The sequence below is a fragment of the Asticcacaulis sp. P4_H10 genome, assembly GCF_056400965.1.
Window position 1 is genome coordinate 400,928 of record NZ_JBFUKH010000002.1, and the last position, 17,897, is coordinate 418,824.

The 17,897-nt window shown below is 58.8% G+C and carries 10 protein-coding genes; 7 read left to right on the plus strand and 3 right to left on the minus strand.

Annotated features, from left to right (window positions below):
* Positions 1-78 precede the first annotated feature (78 nt).
* Positions 79-2,208 carry an ATP-binding protein gene (locus AC1DON_RS05970; RefSeq protein WP_476933839.1) on the minus strand — a complete coding sequence of 710 codons (2,130 nt, stop codon included), beginning with the start codon at positions 2,206-2,208 and terminating at the stop codon, positions 79-81.
* 678 nt (positions 2,209-2,886) lie between these two features.
* On the opposite strand from AC1DON_RS05970, the gene AC1DON_RS05975 reads away from it, so the two are divergent.
* The 4 genes from AC1DON_RS05975 to AC1DON_RS05990 all read left to right on the plus strand — a co-directional run bounded on the left by AC1DON_RS05975 (position 2,887) and on the right by AC1DON_RS05990 (position 10,353).
* Positions 2,887-6,219: a TonB-dependent receptor gene (locus AC1DON_RS05975; RefSeq protein ID WP_476933840.1), complete on the plus strand. Its 3,333-nt coding sequence runs from the start codon at positions 2,887-2,889 to the stop codon at positions 6,217-6,219.
* A gap of 65 nt (positions 6,220-6,284) precedes the next feature.
* Positions 6,285-7,778: a tryptophan halogenase family protein gene (locus AC1DON_RS05980; RefSeq protein ID WP_476933841.1), complete on the plus strand. Its 1,494-nt coding sequence runs from the start codon at positions 6,285-6,287 to the stop codon at positions 7,776-7,778.
* A complete protein-coding gene (locus tag AC1DON_RS05985; RefSeq protein WP_476933842.1) occupies positions 7,778-9,250 on the plus strand; it encodes a tryptophan 7-halogenase in 1,473 nt (490 codons plus the stop codon). The genes AC1DON_RS05980 and AC1DON_RS05985 overlap by 1 nt, the downstream gene beginning before the upstream one ends.
* A gap of 68 nt (positions 9,251-9,318) precedes the next feature.
* Positions 9,319-10,353, plus strand: coding sequence for a LacI family DNA-binding transcriptional regulator (locus AC1DON_RS05990; RefSeq protein WP_476933843.1), 1,035 nt, complete (start codon positions 9,319-9,321; stop codon positions 10,351-10,353).
* 178 nt (positions 10,354-10,531) lie between these two features.
* On the opposite strand, the gene AC1DON_RS05995 is transcribed toward AC1DON_RS05990, so the two are convergent.
* Positions 10,532-12,556, minus strand: coding sequence for a glycoside hydrolase family 97 protein (locus AC1DON_RS05995; protein WP_476933844.1), 2,025 nt, complete (start codon positions 12,554-12,556; stop codon positions 10,532-10,534).
* A 537-nt stretch (positions 12,557-13,093) separates the two neighbouring features.
* On the opposite strand from AC1DON_RS05995, the gene AC1DON_RS06000 reads away from it, so the two are divergent.
* Together AC1DON_RS06000 and AC1DON_RS06005 are read left to right on the plus strand one after the other, a co-directional pair.
* On the plus strand, positions 13,094-14,101 hold the full coding sequence (locus AC1DON_RS06000) for a cupin-like domain-containing protein (RefSeq protein WP_476933845.1): 1,008 nt from the start codon (positions 13,094-13,096) through the stop codon (positions 14,099-14,101).
* Complete coding sequence (locus tag AC1DON_RS06005; protein WP_476933846.1) at positions 14,101-14,772, plus strand: DUF6445 family protein; 672 nt, start codon at positions 14,101-14,103, stop codon at positions 14,770-14,772. Before AC1DON_RS06000 ends, AC1DON_RS06005 begins: the two co-directional genes overlap by 1 nt.
* Positions 14,773-14,822: 50 nt before the next feature.
* On the opposite strand, the gene AC1DON_RS06010 is transcribed toward AC1DON_RS06005, so the two are convergent.
* Positions 14,823-15,188, minus strand: coding sequence for a hypothetical protein (locus tag AC1DON_RS06010; protein ID WP_476933847.1), 366 nt, complete (start codon positions 15,186-15,188; stop codon positions 14,823-14,825).
* 601 nt (positions 15,189-15,789) lie between these two features.
* Between AC1DON_RS06010 and AC1DON_RS06015 the strand changes: the two genes are divergently transcribed.
* Positions 15,790-17,814, plus strand: a complete 2,025-nt coding sequence (locus AC1DON_RS06015; RefSeq protein ID WP_476933848.1) for an alpha/beta hydrolase family protein — start codon at positions 15,790-15,792, stop codon at positions 17,812-17,814.
* Positions 17,815-17,897: the final 83 nt, after the last annotated feature.

Consider the following 17,897-nt stretch of genomic DNA (forward strand, 5'->3'; position numbering starts at 1 on the left):
CCAAGGCCTTGAGACACTTAAGGTGTCGCTTGTAATCGCTAAACTTCGATTCTCGCCGGAACGGCCAAGGCGGCCCCATTAAGTGGTGTCGGCTAATTGTGCGAGGCTGGCGTTGGTGCCCAGCATTTGCGCGTCAAACTGCTGAAAAAGATATTTAAGGCTCTCATCCGTTTCCGAAAGCTTTCGCAATAGGTCCCATGTGTCCGCACCGCCTATATCTTTGATGACCTCTATTCGAGTGTCATCACCGGCCACGTCGGAGATCTCGAGCATACTAGCCAGCAAATCAACGTACACTGCTCTGCATTCGAGAAAAACTTCACTCCACGATTTCAAAACCACGCGGCGGTCATTCGGCGTATAGCTGGCTTTATTTCCGACAAGCATTCCGCTCAAGGTGGCGTCAGAACGCTGTGCCGCGACAAAGTCTAGGTAAGCTACAAGCTGGCGCTCTTGCTCAGTGCCTAGCGGAAGGTCGGGCTTCTTCACTTCGACAATCTTGATAGTTTTTTCATCGGGCGAAGTGAGAAATACAAAATCGGCGCGTTGAGAGGGTTCCATTCCCTTTATTAGCACACCAGGATCGTATCGATTGTCGTCGCCTAACTTATCGGCGGCGGTATCGATCGTTGTTTTCAGCCATTTGTCAGCAGTCAGCAAATCACCTCTAGGCTGCAAGATCCACGGAAACTCGGTCACCAATTTTTGCAAATCGGTTTCTGAGCGCTGATGTACCAATTGGTATAGGACCGAAAGCGCAAATGCGCGTTGCGAAAAAGTCAAAGCTAGTCCCATCTTTTCCGGGATCGAGTGCTGGGAAAGCTCCTCAACCACGTTGGCTAGCTGGTCAGGGGTGGCGTTGGTCTCCAACAGCCGCTTCCACAACTGACCGAGGAAAATTCGTGTCGGTTGATTGATCCAGGCTTTCGATACTGCGATCAGCAATTCTTCCCGTGTTTTTTCAGCTTCCTTTGTTTTACCGATTTCTCGTGTTGCATCAGACACCAAGGCGACGATCTGCTCGTTCTCCGCCTTGGAGTACGTGTTGACCTTTTTATCGGCGCGCAGGCTTGCGGCTTGTTCCGCGACCTTCTTGTCCTGCTTAACTTTTCGGAAGTTTTCATAGGCGGTTATCCACGTACCGACTTTCTTGTTCCCCCAGTCATGAAACTCCGTCATTTTCTCGGAGCTCCAATCGATTGAGGTACGATCAGTAGATATCAGATCTTCCTCTTCCTCATCTATCCAATCGGCTTCAACGATGCCATACAGATATCGCTGAAATACTTCCTTGCCCTTACGATTGAAAAAATAGGGCCGTGTTTGCGCAATTTTGCCATGTGCAAAAATACCAACGCCAGCTTCATCTGCAGGCCATTCAGCTGTTCCCACGAATCCAACCCAGAAGCTTACAGACTTGCCACCAATAATTTCTGTAGTCTGGCCTACTTCGGGAATGCGATATTCGAACGCTGGCAGCGCCGCCTCGGCGGTGATTGCATTTCCATTAATTGTCACCTTGAAATCGGCACGTAAAAGAATAACGGTGAATCTAGAGCCAAGCTCTTTCGCGATTAACTTCTCATCGGGGAGCTGATTAGAGACGATCCTGCTCATACATATCATCGTGCCCGTTTTTGTATCTTCGAAACGTTGGATTTTTCCGATGAAAGCGTTGACTTTCGCACTTAAGAACTTGTCTTCAGTTAAGATAGGGGTCTCTACATCCCCATCCTTTACGTGAAATACGGGTGGGTAGGACCCGGTGGCACCGACAGCTAAAATCTTGTCTAGGTCCAGCGTGAACCAATTCACCTTGCCACTGTTTACGGTAATTACATCAACGGTTCGGGCAATGCCAAACGGTGCCAGCTTTCCCAAGCCCTTCCGTCCCATTGGCATGCGTTGGCCGGCTGAACGTTCTGTAGCTGATTTTCGCTTCGGTTTTCCGACTTCCAGGTAATGCGAGCGAATAGTTTCGTACGACATGCCGGAGCCATTGTCGTTAATGAATATTCGGCCGTTTTGATCGTCGCCTCCCGACGCATCAACTTCTACGTCCACCCACTTTGCGTCAGCATCCCAGCTGTTCGCGACCAATTCGGCAAGAACATTGCCAGCTTTGTTCCGGTATAATTTTATACCAAGATGTTCAATTACGTTGTGAGAGAACCGCAGCGCGGGCTCAGCCTCAGTGGTCGATGTCAAGTTTAGCTCCCCAATGCCAACATCTAGTTGAACTGTAATTCATCCTTTTTTTTCAATCGATACAAGCACAATTTGAGGACAACTCACGTTAGGCGTGTGAATCATTGTTGAAAGCGGCACCGTAACGGCTTCTGTTTTCTTTAAAATCTGGCTTTCGCCGCCGCTTATGCGGCGAGCTCGCGCGGCACCTGAGCGCACAAAAAACGTGATATTTTTGCAAGCCGATGCAAATTTATAAAAATCCGGAAACATTGGATTTTGCGCTTGCCTCATCATCGCATTATATTATGCATGTCATATAACGAATATGATGATCATCATGTCATTATGTGATCCGATAAAAAACATAATCCATCGGGACTTCAGGGAGACTTCATAATGCATTCGTCCGGCGACTGCCGGACACGCGGGGCAGGCTGTTCAGCCTGGCCAGACACGCCTCAGGCCGGCGCACCGCGGAAGGCCTGTAATAATAACAAAGAGACTTCGCAAGCCACAGTCAAGCCAGACGGCCGTCATCCGTCCTGCGCAGGCCGAACGCTCCATAAAATCACGTGTTGGAAGACCAGAAACCGCACCGGTTCGCCACAGGACACAAGGTCCTGCGGGCTTCGGCGCAACGACAATGATGCCACCAACACCAGCCCGGTCATGACCTGGCTGAACATGGAGAAACATATGACAAACACCCGTTTCATCAGGGGAGGGATGCTGAAAAGCAGCGTGTCCCTCATGGCCCTGGCCGCCCTGACGGTTGCCGGAACCGTCCACGCCCAGGACGCCGCACCGACAGAAGATGACGCCGTGGTCGTGGTCGGCGTCCGCAAGGCGCTCAAGACCGCCCAGGACATCAAGAAGAACGCCGACACCCACGTCGATTCGATCACCGCCACCGATATCGGCGCCTTCCCGGACAAGTCGGTCGCCGAAGCTTTGCAGCGCGTGCCGGGCATCACCGTGTCGCGCTTCCAGTCGTCGGACGACTCGACGCACTTCTCGGCCGAACCGGCCCAGGTGCTGATCCGCGGCCTGACCTTCGTGCGCACCGAACTGAACGGCCGCGACGTGTTTACCGCCGACGGCGGACGCGGGCTGAACTTCAACGACGTGTCGCCCGAACTGATGGCCGGCGTCGACAGCTACAAGAACCTGACGGCGGAAATGATCGAAGGCGGCATCGCCGGCTCGGTCAATCTGCGCACCCGCCTGCCGTTCGACTCGAAAGGCCAGGTCATCGGCGTCTCAACCAAGGCCAACTATGGCGACCGTTCGGAAGCGACGACCTACGAGTTTTCCGGCATCTACACCAACCGCTGGCAGACCGAAGCCGGTGAGTGGGGCGTCATGCTCAACTACGCCCAGGGTCACGTCCTGACGCAGACCGAAGGCGTGGTCGGCCAGCGTATCGGCGCCTTCTGCTCGGCCGGTTTCGGCACGGCAGCCGCCGCCAACGTTAATGCCGACGGCTCCGTCGCCTGTACGGCAAACCCTTATGGCGGCACGGGCTGGGTCTACATGCCGCGCCAGGTCAATTTCAGCCAGGTCGAATACGACCGCGACCGTCGCGGTATCGCGGCCGCGCTGCAATGGCAAAACAATGCCAAGACGGTGCAGTTCTCGCTGCAATATAACGACACCTACTACAAGAACGCCTGGAAGGAGCGCTCGACCAATGTCGGCTTCTTTGACCTGTGGGCGGCGCCGGCCTTCTCGCCGCAAACGACCGCCGTCATCGCGCCGGCCGACGGCACACCGGCCTTTGTCTTCGGCGCCGATGGCATGCTTGATTCCGGCACGCTGACCGCGCCGTCGGGCGGCTGGGGTGGTTCGACCGCTGCGGCGATCGACATCGGTTCGGCCGCACCTAGCCTGCCCTTCGTCAACTACTGCGGTGGTGGCGGCTGTACCTCGACGCGGCAGGGCACCGGCATTTCGAACGAGTCGCGCATCTTCGACCACGAAGAAGGCACGCGCGATATCGCTGCCAACCTGAAGTGGGAAATCACCGAAAAGCTGCGCGCCAATTTCGACGTCCAGTATGTGACGGCCGAGACCAACAACTATGACATCCTGGTCGCCGCCAACACGCTGGCCAACGTCAAATACTCGACCAATGGCGACGGTACGCCGGAGATCGACCTGCTGCCGGGGACCAATGTCAACTACGCGGCGGGCGGCCTGTCCAACCCGCACAACTGGTACATCCCCTTCATCCAGGATCACGTCGAAGACAATGACGCGACGCAAGCGTCGCTGCGCGCGGATGCCGAGTACCGCTTCGAAGAGACGGGCTGGCTGAACTCGCTGAAGGTTGGCGTGCGTTACGCCGAACGTGACCAGAAGGTCCGCTATTCGGCCTATAACTGGTCGCCGGTCATCCAGCCGTGGAATGCCTGCAACGGGCCTGCCTTCAACCTGGATAACACGGCGCCGGCGCCTTACACCTGTAATGCCGGCCAGACCTTCCAGGGCTATGGCAAGGACATGTGGGTGTCGGAACCCTTCCGCGACGGCTTCTACAATGGCGACGTCTTCAATCCCGGCGCCCTACCGTGGCTGTCGAACGAAGTCCTGGCGGACCGTTCGCGCCATATCAATGGCCTGTCGGGCGCCAAGACCAACACGCCTTTGAAGTGGACGCCGATCTGCGATCGTGGCGGTCTCAGCGAAGGCTGCTTCAACGACTCCGAAATGCTGGATGTCAGCGAGCAGACGACGGCGGCCTATGCCATGCTGCGCTTCGGCAACTCTGACACGACGCTGTTCGGCAAGCGCGTCAACGGCAATATTGGCCTGCGCTACGTCCAGACCAAGGTCGAAAGCAATGGCGGCGTCGCTTTCAACAATCCGAACTGGTACGCGACGCTGGCGCCGTGTTCGACGCCGACTGGCCCGAACAATCTGCTGAACGTCTCGTGCTACCTGACCGACGCCATCAAGAACTTCAGCGGCGGCCCGGCAGTCAAGAGCAGCTATGGCGCGTCGCATAGCAACTGGCTGCCCAGCTTCAACATCCGCTTCGAAGTTGCCGACGACCAGTATATCCGCTTCGGGGCCTCGCGCGCCCTGTCGCGTCCGGACTTCGGCCAGCTGCGGAACTATGTGGCTATCCAGGCACCGGCGATCAACACCTCGCCGAACTCGCCGTTCATCGTCTGGAACGATCCGAACGGGCCGAAGACCGCCGCGAACGTGAAGGGCTATAACTTCGTGTTCAACGCCGACTCAGGCAACGCCGCGATCGAGCCGGTGACGGCCGACCAGTTCGACCTGAGTTACGAGAACTACTTCAATGCGACGTCTTCGTTCACCCTGGACTTCTTCTACAAGAAGCTGAACGGCGACATCTCGTACGCCGAACTGGCGCGCGCGGTCACGCTCAACGGCGTTACCCAGAACGTGGTCATCCGCGGTCCGGGCAACGGCAATGGCGGCGGTACGCTCAAGGGCTTCGAAGTGGCCTATCAGACCTTCTTCGACTTCCTGCCGTCGCCGTGGAACGGTCTGGGCATCCAGGCCAACTACACCCGCACCAAGCAGTCGGGCATCAACAACTCCAACCTGGCCAACCAGCCCGGTTACGCGGCCGGCGGCACGATTGCCTTCGGTGGCGGCCTCCAGGTCAACGGCGCGGTCTTCGATTCGCACCGCCTGGCCGGTATCTCGGACGAATCCTACAATATCGTCCTGTTGTTCGAACATGGTCCGATCGCTTCGCGCCTGGCCTACAGCCATCGCTCGGACTTCCTGACCAACAATCTCGACTGCTGTATCGGCCTGCCGATGTACCAGAAGGGCAACGGCTTCCTCGACGCATCGTTCCGCTACAAGCTGAACGACAATGTCGAACTGTCGTTCGATGGTTCAAACCTGCTGGATACGACGACCGTCATCCAGCAGCAGGTCATGGGCGACTCGTCAGCGACGCCGGGTGCAGCCGCGGTCAAGATCGACTCGGCCTGGATCCGCAACGACCGCCGTTACCAGATCGGCGTTCGCTTCAAGTATTAAGCGTTAGGTGTATGGGGCGCGCTGTTTTGCAGCGCGCCCTTTTCTTTTTGCAGGGTCATGTTGCAATGAAGATCGTTATTCTTGGTGGCGGAACCGCAGGCTGGATGTGTGCGGCGTCGCTGAGTGCGCTGGTCGCCACGCGCCGGTTTAGCGTCGAACTGGTCGAATCCGACGAGATCGGAACCGTCGGCGTCGGCGAAGCGACCCTGCCGCATATCAAGGCATTCAATGACAGCCTCGGGATCAATGAGGCCGAGTTCATGCGCCGCACCCAGGCCACGTTCAAGCTGGGGATCGAGTTCGCCGGTTGGGGCCGCGAGAGTTATATCCATCCCTTCGGGACCTTCGGCCAGAACTGGGCCGGGATCGGGTTTCAGCATCACTGGCTGCGCGCTAAGCAGGCCGGGGTGCCGGTGGCGCCGCTTGAGGAATATAGTTTTGCCATTGCGGCGGCGCGGGCCGGGCGTTTTGCCTTTCCCGACACCGATCCGTCGTCGGTCAAGTCGACCTTCGCCTATGCCTACCATTTCGACGCGGCGCTCTATGCCGGTTTCATGCGCGATTTTGCGACCAAACGCGGCGTCAAGCGCACCGAAGGCCGCGTCACCGAGGTGCAGCAAAATGCCGAAAGAGGCAATGTCACGGGTTTACGGCTGGCGTCAGGCGCGGTGGTTACTGGCGACATGTTCCTCGACTGCTCGGGCTTTGTCAGCCTGATCGCCGGCAAGACGCTGAACGGCCCGTGGGAGGACTGGACCACATGGTTGCCGTGCGACCGGGCCTTTGCGGTGCCCACGGCAGGGACCGGCGCGATCACGCCCTATACCCGTGCCACTGCGCGCGAAGCCGGATGGCAATGGCGCATTCCTTTGCAGCATCGCACCGGCAACGGCTATGTCTTTTCCAATGCCTTTACGTCCGAAGACCGGGCGCGCGACGTGCTTCTGGCCAATCTCGACGGCACGCCATTGATGGATCCCAGATTGCTGCGCTTTCGCGCCGGTCGCAGGACACGCTCGTGGTCGCATAACGTGGTCGCGGTCGGCCTGGCGTCGGGTTTTCTGGAGCCGCTGGAATCGACCAGCATCTATCTCGTCCAGGCGGCGATCGAAAACCTGAAGCACTATCTGGGCGGCCGGCCCGACGATCCGCGTTCGCAAGGCGCCTTCAACCGCTCGGTCGACACCCTCTACGACAGCATTCGCGACTTTTTGATATTGCACTATCGGGCTACCGCGCGTGAAGAGCCGCTTTGGCAGCATGTGCGCGACATGGCGCTGCCCGACAGCCTGACGGGTCGCATCGAAATGTTCCGTCATCGCGGCTATATCGAAGCTTATCGCAATGGCCTGTTCTCGCCGCCCTCGTGGCTGGCCGTCTATATGGGCCAGGACGTCTTGCCGACGGGCTACGACCGCATGGCCGATGCCCTGCCGATCGATCTGCTGGCCGAAAAGCTGGAAATGCTGCACACCCGTATCCACGATCAGGTTGCAGCATTACCGACGCATGAAGCGACTCTGGCAAGCTTCGCGCCAGCGCGTATGGAGGTAGCGTAATGGTCTCAAAGGTCGTTACCGTCGGCCGTGATGCGCCGCTGTGGCTGTCGGCTCTGGCGCTATATCGTGCGCTGAAACCTGCCGGGGTAACAGTCGAAGTCGTGGCGCTGCCCGACGCGATGCGGGCGGAGGACATCTATACCTCGCTGCCTGCACTCGAGGCGTTCCACCGCCAACTCGGCCTCGATGAACACGCCTTGCTGCGCCAGACACGCGGCAGCTTTAGCCTTGGCCAAAGCTTCCAGGGTTTCGCGGGAGACGATGGCGCCTTCTTCCACCCCTACGGCAGCCACGGCTTCCCGATCACCACGACGGGCGCGTCCTTCCTGCACTATGTCACGCGGGCGCGGCGGCAGGGTCTTGGGGCGGCGTTCGAGGATTTTTCGCTGACGGCCGCCGCCGCCAAGCAGGGTCGCTTTATCGTCCCGGACGATGAGACCTCGGCCTTTGCCCGTAGCGATTACGGCTATCACCTGCCGGCCAGGGCCTATACCGCCGCTCTGGCTGAGGCCGTGCGCGCCGAGGGGATTACGGTCCACCCGGCCCAGCATGTTGCGGCCGAATTGAGCGATGATGGCGCAATTGCTGCGCTAACTACGGGTGCAGCAAAAATCACCGGCGACCTGTTTGTCGACGTCAGCGGCAGCGAGTCCGTCCTGCTGCGCGGTGTGTTGCAAACGCCATTCCAGTCGTGGCGGCAATGGTTCCCCGCCGACCGCGTGCTGACTGCTTCCGGGCCGCGCCTGCGCATTGTGCCGCCGTATGCGCGGATACAGGCGCTCGACAATGGCACCTTAGGCATGATCGCGGCGCAGGATGCCACGCACGTCACCTATGCCTTCGACAGCCAGCGCGAAGGCGATGATCAGGCCGTGCGGACGGCGGCGACCTCGCGACTGGCACTCGGAAATGCCGTCGTCACCAAGCTGAATCCCGGCCGCTCGCAGCCCTGGGTGCGAAATGTCGTGGCAATCGGTGAGGCAGCCTGCGTCTTCGATCCCATCGACAGTGTCTCGCTGCACGCCGTCCAGGTTGGGCTGGTGCACCTGCTGGGCCTGTTTCCGCGCGATAGCCGCCATATGCCCGAACGCACTGAGTATAACCGCCTGATGGGTATGATGACGCTGCGTGCGCGCGACTTCCAGCTGACGCACTATGCCCTCAGTCGGCGTCAGTCGCCCTTCTGGCAAAAGGCGCGCATGGACATGCCGCGGGAACTGTACGAGCGGCTCGAAGCTTTCTCCGTCGCGGGCCAGGTGCCTTTGTTCGACGAGGACAGCTTCGACACCGACAGCTGGAATGCCGTCCTGCTTGGCCACGGCCTGGCGCCGGAGGCCTATGATCCGTCCGCCGACCTGGCCGGCGACCAGGTTTTGATGGATCATTTCCGCCGTATATTCAGCGGCATCCGTCAACAGGTTGAAAGCGCTCCCAGCCATGACGACTATCTCGGCATCTTCTGTTCGCCCTGACATATTTCTCGTGTTATGGTCGGCGAACAGAGCGCATAAGCGCCGGTGCCAAGCAGGGTAGGAACAGCGTGAAACGACCGACGTCATTGGATATTGCTGCGATTACGGGGGTCTCGCAGGCCACTGTTTCGCGGGCCCTCAGCCATTCGCCACTCGTCAATGACGAGACGCGGGAACGCATACTGAGCGTGGCCAAACAGCTGCATTACAAGGTGGATTCGAACGCCCGCAAATTGCGGTCGAAGAAGATCCACACCATGGCCGTGCTGATCTCGGCCGATCTCGACAATCCGCAAAATCCGATCAATCCCTTCTTCCTGCCGATGATCGGCTCGATACTGCAATATGCCGGAGAGAAGGGCTATGACATCATCACATCCTTGCAGCAGCCGTCGGACGACTGGGGCACGGATTACGGCTTTTCGCGCCGCGCCGATGGCATCATCTTCCTCGGCTGCAAGGATTTCGAGAGCTATACGCACAAGTTCGAATATCTGAACGAGGTCGGGGATCCGTGGGTCGTCTGGGGCGTCAACCGGCCCGACTGCGCGCGCCTGTGCATCGGCAGCGACAACGAGGATGGCGGGTTTAAAGCCACAGCGCACCTGGCGCGTCTGGGCCGCAAGCGCATCGCTTATTTCGGCAAGTCGTCGAAAGAGCATCCCGAGTTCCGGGAGCGCTACGAAGGCTATCGCCGCGCGCTCCAGGCGGCGGGTTTGGAGTACGATCCGAAGCTGCATCGCGATTGTTTCCTCGAGCGCGAAGAGGGCATGAACGAGGTCGGCCGTATGATCGAGGAGGGCGTGGAATTCGACGCTGTCTTTGCGTCGTGCGACCTGCTGGCCATGGGCGTGTTGCAGGGTTTGAATCGGCGCGGTTTCCGCGTGCCGCAGGATGTGTCGGTGGTCGGCTTTGACGATCTGTGGGTATGCAGTTCGCTGTCGCCGTCGCTTTCAACCATGCGCCAGGATACCGAAGCGGCCGCGCGTGTGCTGGTCGATGGGTTGAGCAACCTGATCGAGAACGAGGACGTGCGTGACATCCGCCTGCCCGCGCAACTGGTTGTCCGGGAATCGTGCGGTGGGTTGTCCAGGATGAATTGAGCCACTTCGCCCTCCCCATTTATGGGGAGGGGGGACCGCCGGTAGGCGGTGGGCGGGGCTTTCCTAGACGATCAACAAGCGCTAGGTTTGCGACTTCTTCCGCCACCCCGCCCACCATTTGCTGCGCAAATGGTCCCCCCTCCCCGCAAAGCAGGGAGGGCGAAGAGGGTGTTATCTTTTACTTCTTAGCCACAAACCTTATCGCCGTCCCGCCGCCGGGGGCCATTTTGAGTGACAGCGTATCCTTGGCAGTTACCGTCTTGCTCTCGATCACGATATCAAAGCGCGCCGGGCCTTTCGAATCTGCCTTGTCGCCATCGCGATAGATTTGCGCCGTATAGCTCTTGGCCGGATCGAGGAAACTCAGCGGCACATCCACTGAGCGCCACTGATCATCGCTGATCCCGCCGAGATACCAGTCCTCCGAATGGCGATCCTTGCGTGCGATGACGGCATAGTCGCCGACTTCACCGGCCAGCATGCTGCTTTCGCTCCAGTCGACCGGCACGTCCTTGATAAACTGGAAGGGCTTCGGATATTTGGCGTAGTTCTCGGGCAGGTCGGCTGCCATCTGGATCGGCGAATAGAGCACGACGTAGAGCGCCAGCTGCTTGGCCTGGGTCGACAGGATCTCACGCTTGTTGCCTTCCAGGCTCACCACGCCCGGCGTAAAGTCCATCGGCCCCGACAACATGCGCGTGAAGACCAGATTGGCCTCGTGCTCGGGTGCGTTCACCGGATTGCCCCAGGCGTTATATTCCTGGCCGCGGGCGCCTTCGCGCGACACCCAGTTGGGATAGGTGCGGCGCAGGCCGGTATCCTTGATCGGCTCGTGGCTGTTGATGGCGATCTTGTGCTTCGCCGCCACCTCCAGCACCTTGGTATAGTGACGAGAGCCTTCCTGACTATCGGTAAAGCCGTAGTGCGTTCCGCCGCCGGTGCTCGCGAACTGCGCCGCGCCGCCGTCAGTGACATAGCCGGTCTTGACGCTGTCGACGCCGTTTGCGGCATAGAGCTTGTAGGCGTCGTCCATCTGCGATTCATAAAGCGCGATATTGCCGCCGGTCTCGTGGTGGCCGATCAGGTGCACGCCCTTTTTCAGGCCGTAGGCGGAGGCTGCCTTCAGATCGAAATCGGGGTAGGATTCGACGAAAGAGAAGTCCTTGCCGCTGCCGTACCACTGGCCGTCCCAGCCCTTGTTCCAGCCTTCGACCAGCACGCCGCGGAAGCCGTTCTTTGCGGCGAAATCGATATAGGCCTTGGTGTTGGCGGTGGTGGCGCCGTGCTTCGGGCCTTGCGCCCAGGTCGATTTTTCGAGGTGCATCTCCCACCAGATGCCAACGTACTTGGAGGGCTTGAACCACGACACATCGCCAAGCTTGTTCGGCTCATTCAGGTTAAGGATCAGGTCGGAATTGTACAGTGCCGGTGCATTGTCGGTGATGACCAGGGTGCGCCATGGCGACGGAAACGGCGCCAGGCGTTCGACGCTTGGACCGTTCGATGCCGGTGTCAGGTGCGCCTTCAGCGTCTGGCCCTCGGTCCGCCGCAGCCACATCGAGGCGAAGTCGGTCAGGGCCGCTTCGTGGAAGGAAATATAGACGCCCTTGTCTGTCTTGACGGTCAGCGGCGTGTTGGCCTGGCCGACCTCTTTCAAGGGCGTTTGGTTGTAAGAATATTCGAGATTGTTCCACTCGCCGCCGAGGTTCCACCACGCGGTCGCATTGTCGGCGACGGCAAATTCGGTCTGCTCGTCGACGATGCGGACGTTTTTCAGTTGCGCCTGTTCCGGGAACTCATAGCGGAAGCCGACGCCGTCCTCGAACAGGCGGAAGACGACCGTCATGCGGCGATTGTCAAAGGCCTTTTGCACGACATTGACGCGCATCTCGTTATAACGATTGCGGACAAAGCGGCGCTCGCCCCAAGGCTGCTCCCAGGTGTCGTCGTGCGATGACGTCTCCTGGCTGTCGAGCGTGAACTGGCCGTCCAGTTTCGGGCTGTCGGCCAGGATAAAGCCCAGGCGCGACGGCGCGATGATCGCCTGGCCCTTGCGCTCAATGCCGTAGGCCAGCTTGCCCTCCGGGTTGACATAGACCTTCACGCTCAAGGTGCTGTCGGGCGAGGAGGCCTGCGCGATCACATCGTCGGCCACGGCTGGTGACACCAGGCAGATGGTGAGCAGCGCCGTGGTGACGGACAAGGATCGGGCCAGAAGTTGAGAAAGTGATGACAAGCGCATTGTGGCCGTGGCCCCATGTGTGGCGCCGCTCTGGGCGGTCAGATTAGAAGTTGTTCCTAACGTCTACAGTGTTAGCGTTGTCAGAAAAACCCTGAACTTGAGTATGTATACGTATTCAACTGGTCATGCATAGTTTGCATACGTATTCAGTGTTGCATGCAAAGTTTATGGCGCGTAGCTATAGTGCGTGATTGAATGCCCGCATATAGCTCCGTGCCTGGAGCTAAGGTGGACGTTCGGTGAGGGGGCTGCTTGCATTTGCTTCGTCACTTCCCAAGATTCCGGTTGATTGACGCAGCCGGGATGCCTGAATTACAAGCCCTGGCTTTGTAATTTGTTCTTCCCAACACACTTTTATCCCCTTGCCGTGAGGTAAGGGGATTTCTTTTTGCATTGCGGAAAATACGTATGAATACGTATGCAATGGCTCGCCGTTGCTTTGATTTGCCTGTGGTGGTGTTAGAATAAGGCAATAAATTCAAAAAGGCTGGGAAGCGTATGACCCTGGATGACCTGCCAAAGGTGGCAGTGCGTGATGCGATGGATGTTGCGGCCTTCGGGAGTGAGGTCATGGCTGCGGAACAGCCGGTCGTCATCAAGGGACTGATCGATCACTGGCCGGCGCTTGCGGCCGGGCGGCAGTCGGCGCAAGGTCTGATCTCATATCTGAAGGCCATGGATCGCGGCGCGCCTGCGCCGGTCATGGAGGCGCCGTTTGCGACCGGCGGGCAGTATACCTACGCGCCGGGCCTGAGCGAATTCACCTTCTCGAAACGCCAGAGTGGGATCAGCGAAACGCTCGACCGGATTGCGGCTGCCATGGGTCAGGCGGAGGCGCCGTTTATCGCCATCCAGATGCTGCCGCTTGACAGTCACCTGCCGGATTTTGTGCGCAGCAATTCTGCCCCCTTATTGCCGCCACAGGTCCCGCCGCGGCTGTGGATCGGCGGGCCGCTGAAAACCCAGACGCACAATGACCGCGACCATAACCTGGCCTGCGTCATCGCGGGCCGGCGGCGCTTTGTGTTGTTTCCGCCCGAGCAGGTCGCCAACCTCTATGTCGGGCCGCTGGACGCGCCGCCGCCCTTGTCGCTGGTCGATCCGGAGGCGCCTGACTTCGAACGCTTCCCCAAATTCCGTGAAGCATTGGGCGCAGCATCGGTGGCGTGGCTGGAGCCGGGGGATTGCCTGTTCATGCCGAAATACTGGTGGCACCACGTCACGTCACTGGAACCCTTCAATGCCATGGTCAACTACTGGTGGGGCGATACGGCAGTGGGGCTTGAGCGCGCCAGCGACGCCTTCCTGACGGCGCTTCTGGCCTTCAAGGAATTGCCGCCCGGCCAGCGCCGTTACTGGCAGGCCATGTTCGACGCCTATGTTTTTGGCGAGGGTGCGGCCGACCATATTCCGCCTGTCCGGCGCGGCGTGCTGGGGCCACTGCCGCAGGCCGTGCGGGCGCGCCTCAGGCAGGAACTGAAGATGGCTTATCTGAAGGGCGGATGATGCGGTTCACCTTGCATCCGGACATCCGTTTTCAGCTCCGCCACATCGGCGCAGAGCGCCAGCCCCTGATGGTGGTCGATACTGTGCTGTCGGATCCGCAAGCCCTGATCGATGCTGCTTGCGCCGCAGAGTTTTATGTCCCGGAACATACGCGTTACCCCGGCCTGAATGCGCGCCTGCCTGACGACTATTATCACCTGGTCATCACCGCCTTGCGCGGCCCCTTGCAGGCAGCCTTTGGTCTTTCGCCCTCGGTCTATCTCGATTATTTCGGCTATTTCGGTTTGATGACTGTCGCCGCCGCTGATGCTGAGGCGATTCAGAACATCCCGCACCATGACGGCCCTGATGCGCAGCAACTGGCCATGGTGCATTACCTAAGTCGTGATGCGTTCGGCGGCACCGGCTTTTTCCGCCATAAAGCGACGGGCTTTGAGGCAATCGATTCCGTCCGCCGTGATCTTTATGCCGAAACAGCGAAGGCTGAACTCCGGACCGGGGGCGGTATGGCAAACTACGAACGGGTCGCCGAAGCCGAGCCTGTCTTCAATCGCCTGATCGTCTATCGCGGGCATGTGCTGCATTCGGCCCTGCCAGGGCTAGCACCTCTAAGCCGCAATCCCGCCAAAGGGCGTCTGACCGCGAATGGCTTTGTCACGCCACGCACCTGAGGCATGGGTGTGCGCAGCAATTTCGCCAGAGTTCATGAACGCAGCTGCGTTCACTGCGCGCTCGTCAACCGCGCAATGCATGCGGCTTCCAGAGTTTCATGGGCGGAGGCGTCGATGCCGTCAAGCGCATTGACGGCATCGATAAAGGCCGGATCGTTGGAATAGGCGGCGGCGGTCATTGGACGAAAGGCTGCCGCGCGTGTCTGCCAACTGACCATGGGCGGAACCTTGTCGGCGGCTTGCTGCGCCTTGCCGGTGCGCAGCATGGCCAACAGGGTATAGTGGGTTTCGACCGCGCAAGTGTCAGCTTCGGCGCGCGTTCCGGCGGAGGGAAGCTGTCCGGCCTTCAGGGCGTCAAGGTCAAGATCAACCGGCGCCGCGGCGGTCGCGGCAATCAAGGCGAAGACAGCGAACATGATTGTTTCCCCGGGGTTGATAAATTCGCGTACCACGATATGGGACGCAGAGTAAAGCGCGCCAGACAGCGGAATGCGGGCATCCGGACGACCAAGTCGAGTTTGTTCCGGAGTGGAAATCGTCGTTTGTCGGCTGGAAATCGCGTGTGCTTGCATGCCCTTCGCGCCGCACGGCTCCCTTGCAGGCATGACAGATCAGGCGGTGGCAAATCATCAAGTCTCATTATTGGTCGTAGTCTAACACAAACCTCATTGGATATCAGAAAAAGGCATTTAAGTGCCCGGCTGCCATAGCCGGCTGCAGAAGCGCATCTCCGCACCCCATAACGTAGAAGACGTGCTTCAGGTCCGTTGTCTAAATGTACTTGGAATGTACATAATATCGCATGGCCTGGCGCCAGCGCCATAACGCCAATATCGTCGTTATTTACATTTGTTCTATGTAATCAATTTCTTGATTTGCATGTGTACTTATATGCAAAAAGTGATCACATATTAATTTTTCGTAATAAATTTGATTCAGTCTCGACAAAGGTTTCAGAAGAAATAACTTCCCATTCTTTGAGCGTTCCCTTGACGACTCTGGGTGGAGTAAAAAGCGATGGTGCAAGTGGTGAAGGCCAAGACACGCTGGCGGCATCTGCCGGCCGTTTGCGGCAGTGTCCTGATGCTGGCCGTGGCCGGTGGCGTGCACGCGCAGTCCTACACACCTCCGGCCGCACCATTGGCGATCGACGCCATCGCCAAGTACGAACAGATAACCAGCGTTACGATCTCGCCGGATGGCAAGCATATTGCCGGCCTGATTTCGGTCGCGGGCGAAAAGTGGCCGGTTATTTCGATCTGGGATGCGACGGACCTCAGCAAGAAGCCGATCTGGATTCCGTCGAAGACCAATCGCATCACGGGCGTCGGCTTCTTCTCTTCCGACAAGATCATCTTTCAGATGGAGCAGCCGATCACGGGGTCGGACAGCAAGCCGACCTTTACGCGCAAGATCTATTATTCTGACCTGGAAGGCCGCAAGATCGAGGAGCCGTTCCGCATTACCGGGACGATGAACAAGGATGTCCGCGACTCGTTCGAGCGCGGATCGTCGGTCAACATCTTCAATGACGATCTTTACGACAGCACCAAGAAGCTGATGGCGACGGTCGATCCGGTCTCCTTTGTCCAGAAGATTTTCGAGCTTGATCTCGCGACTGGCAAGACGCGTACCGTGGCGCTGGGCAGCGACGAGTTCGAATACCTTGCAGAAGGCGTGGACCTCGCGACCGGAGAGCCGATGATCAAGGCCAAGGTCGATACGGTCAATAACGACTTCTGGTACATGGTCTATATCAAGGATGCTGCCGGACAGTGGGTATATCACGAGCCGCTGAGCTATATGCTGAAGGCGCGCAAGGCCCTGAACATCCTGGGCTATGACGCCGATCCCTCCAAGCTGATCGTGTCGTCGAACGCCAATTCGGACAAGGCCGCGGTCTATAGCTACGACATCGCCAGCAAGACATTTTCCGCTGAGCCGCTGTTCGCCAATGACAAGTATGACGTCACCGGCGTCGTTTATCGTTATGACCGGCCGGCAAAAAAGACGATCATTGGCGGCGTCAGGCTGGGCGGGCCGGCGCCGACCACCATCTATACCGATGAAAAATGGGCGGGGATCCAAAAGTCGGTCAAGGCTGCCTTCCCGGGCAAGCACGTCGATATCTCCGTCAATGGCGATACCTATGACATCGGCGTGGTGACGGTCGAGGCGCCGGATGCGCCGCCGCAATACTACCTCTTCAAGGACGGCAAGCTGCAGGGCCTGGGCGGCGAGCGGCCGTGGATCGATTCCAAGACCCTTGGCAAACCGGAATTCGTGACCTTCGCGGCGCGCGACGGCCTGGAAATTCCCGCCTTCATTACCTATCCGCCGGGCTGGACCAAGGCGCAGGGACCGGTTCCGCTGATCGTCCTGCCGCATGGCGGCCCGTGGGCGCGCGACTACGCGACCTGGGACGGTTCAGGTTGGCCGCAATTCTTCGCCACCCGCGGCATTGCGGTCATCCAGCCGCAATATCGCGGCTCAGAAGGCTGGGGCTCCAAGCTGTGGCTGGCCGGCGACAAGGAGTGGGGCCAGAAGATGTCGGACGATAATGACGATGCGGCAGCCTACATGGTGTCGCATGGTGTCGCAGATCCGAAGCGTCTGGCGATCATGGGCTATTCCTATGGTGGCTTCGCGGCCATCGCGGCCTCGGTCCGGCCCAACAGCCCGTATAAATGTGCCATTGCCGGCGCCGGGGTCTCAAGCCTCCAGCGCATCGGCAATCTGTGGGGCGACAGCCATCTGCAGCGCGACATCCAGGGTGTGACGGTCGCAGGCATGGACCCGATCCGCAATGTCGACAAGGCCAATATTCCGATCATGCTCTACCACGGCGATCATGACCGTCAGGCCGATACCGAACATTCGCGCATGTTCTTCAGCGCCATGAAGGCCGCTGGAAAGGACATCGAATATCACGAAATCAAAGGTATGTGGCACACCCTGCCGTGGCGGACCGAGTGGCACACCGAAACATTGGGGTTGATGGAGGCCTACCTGAAAAGCCCAAAATGCGGACTGCTGAAGTAAGTTCGCTATAAATATTCAATAGGGAGTTCAAGAGTATAAATTACCCCATGTGCAAATTTGCACATGGGGTAATTGTGTTTGTG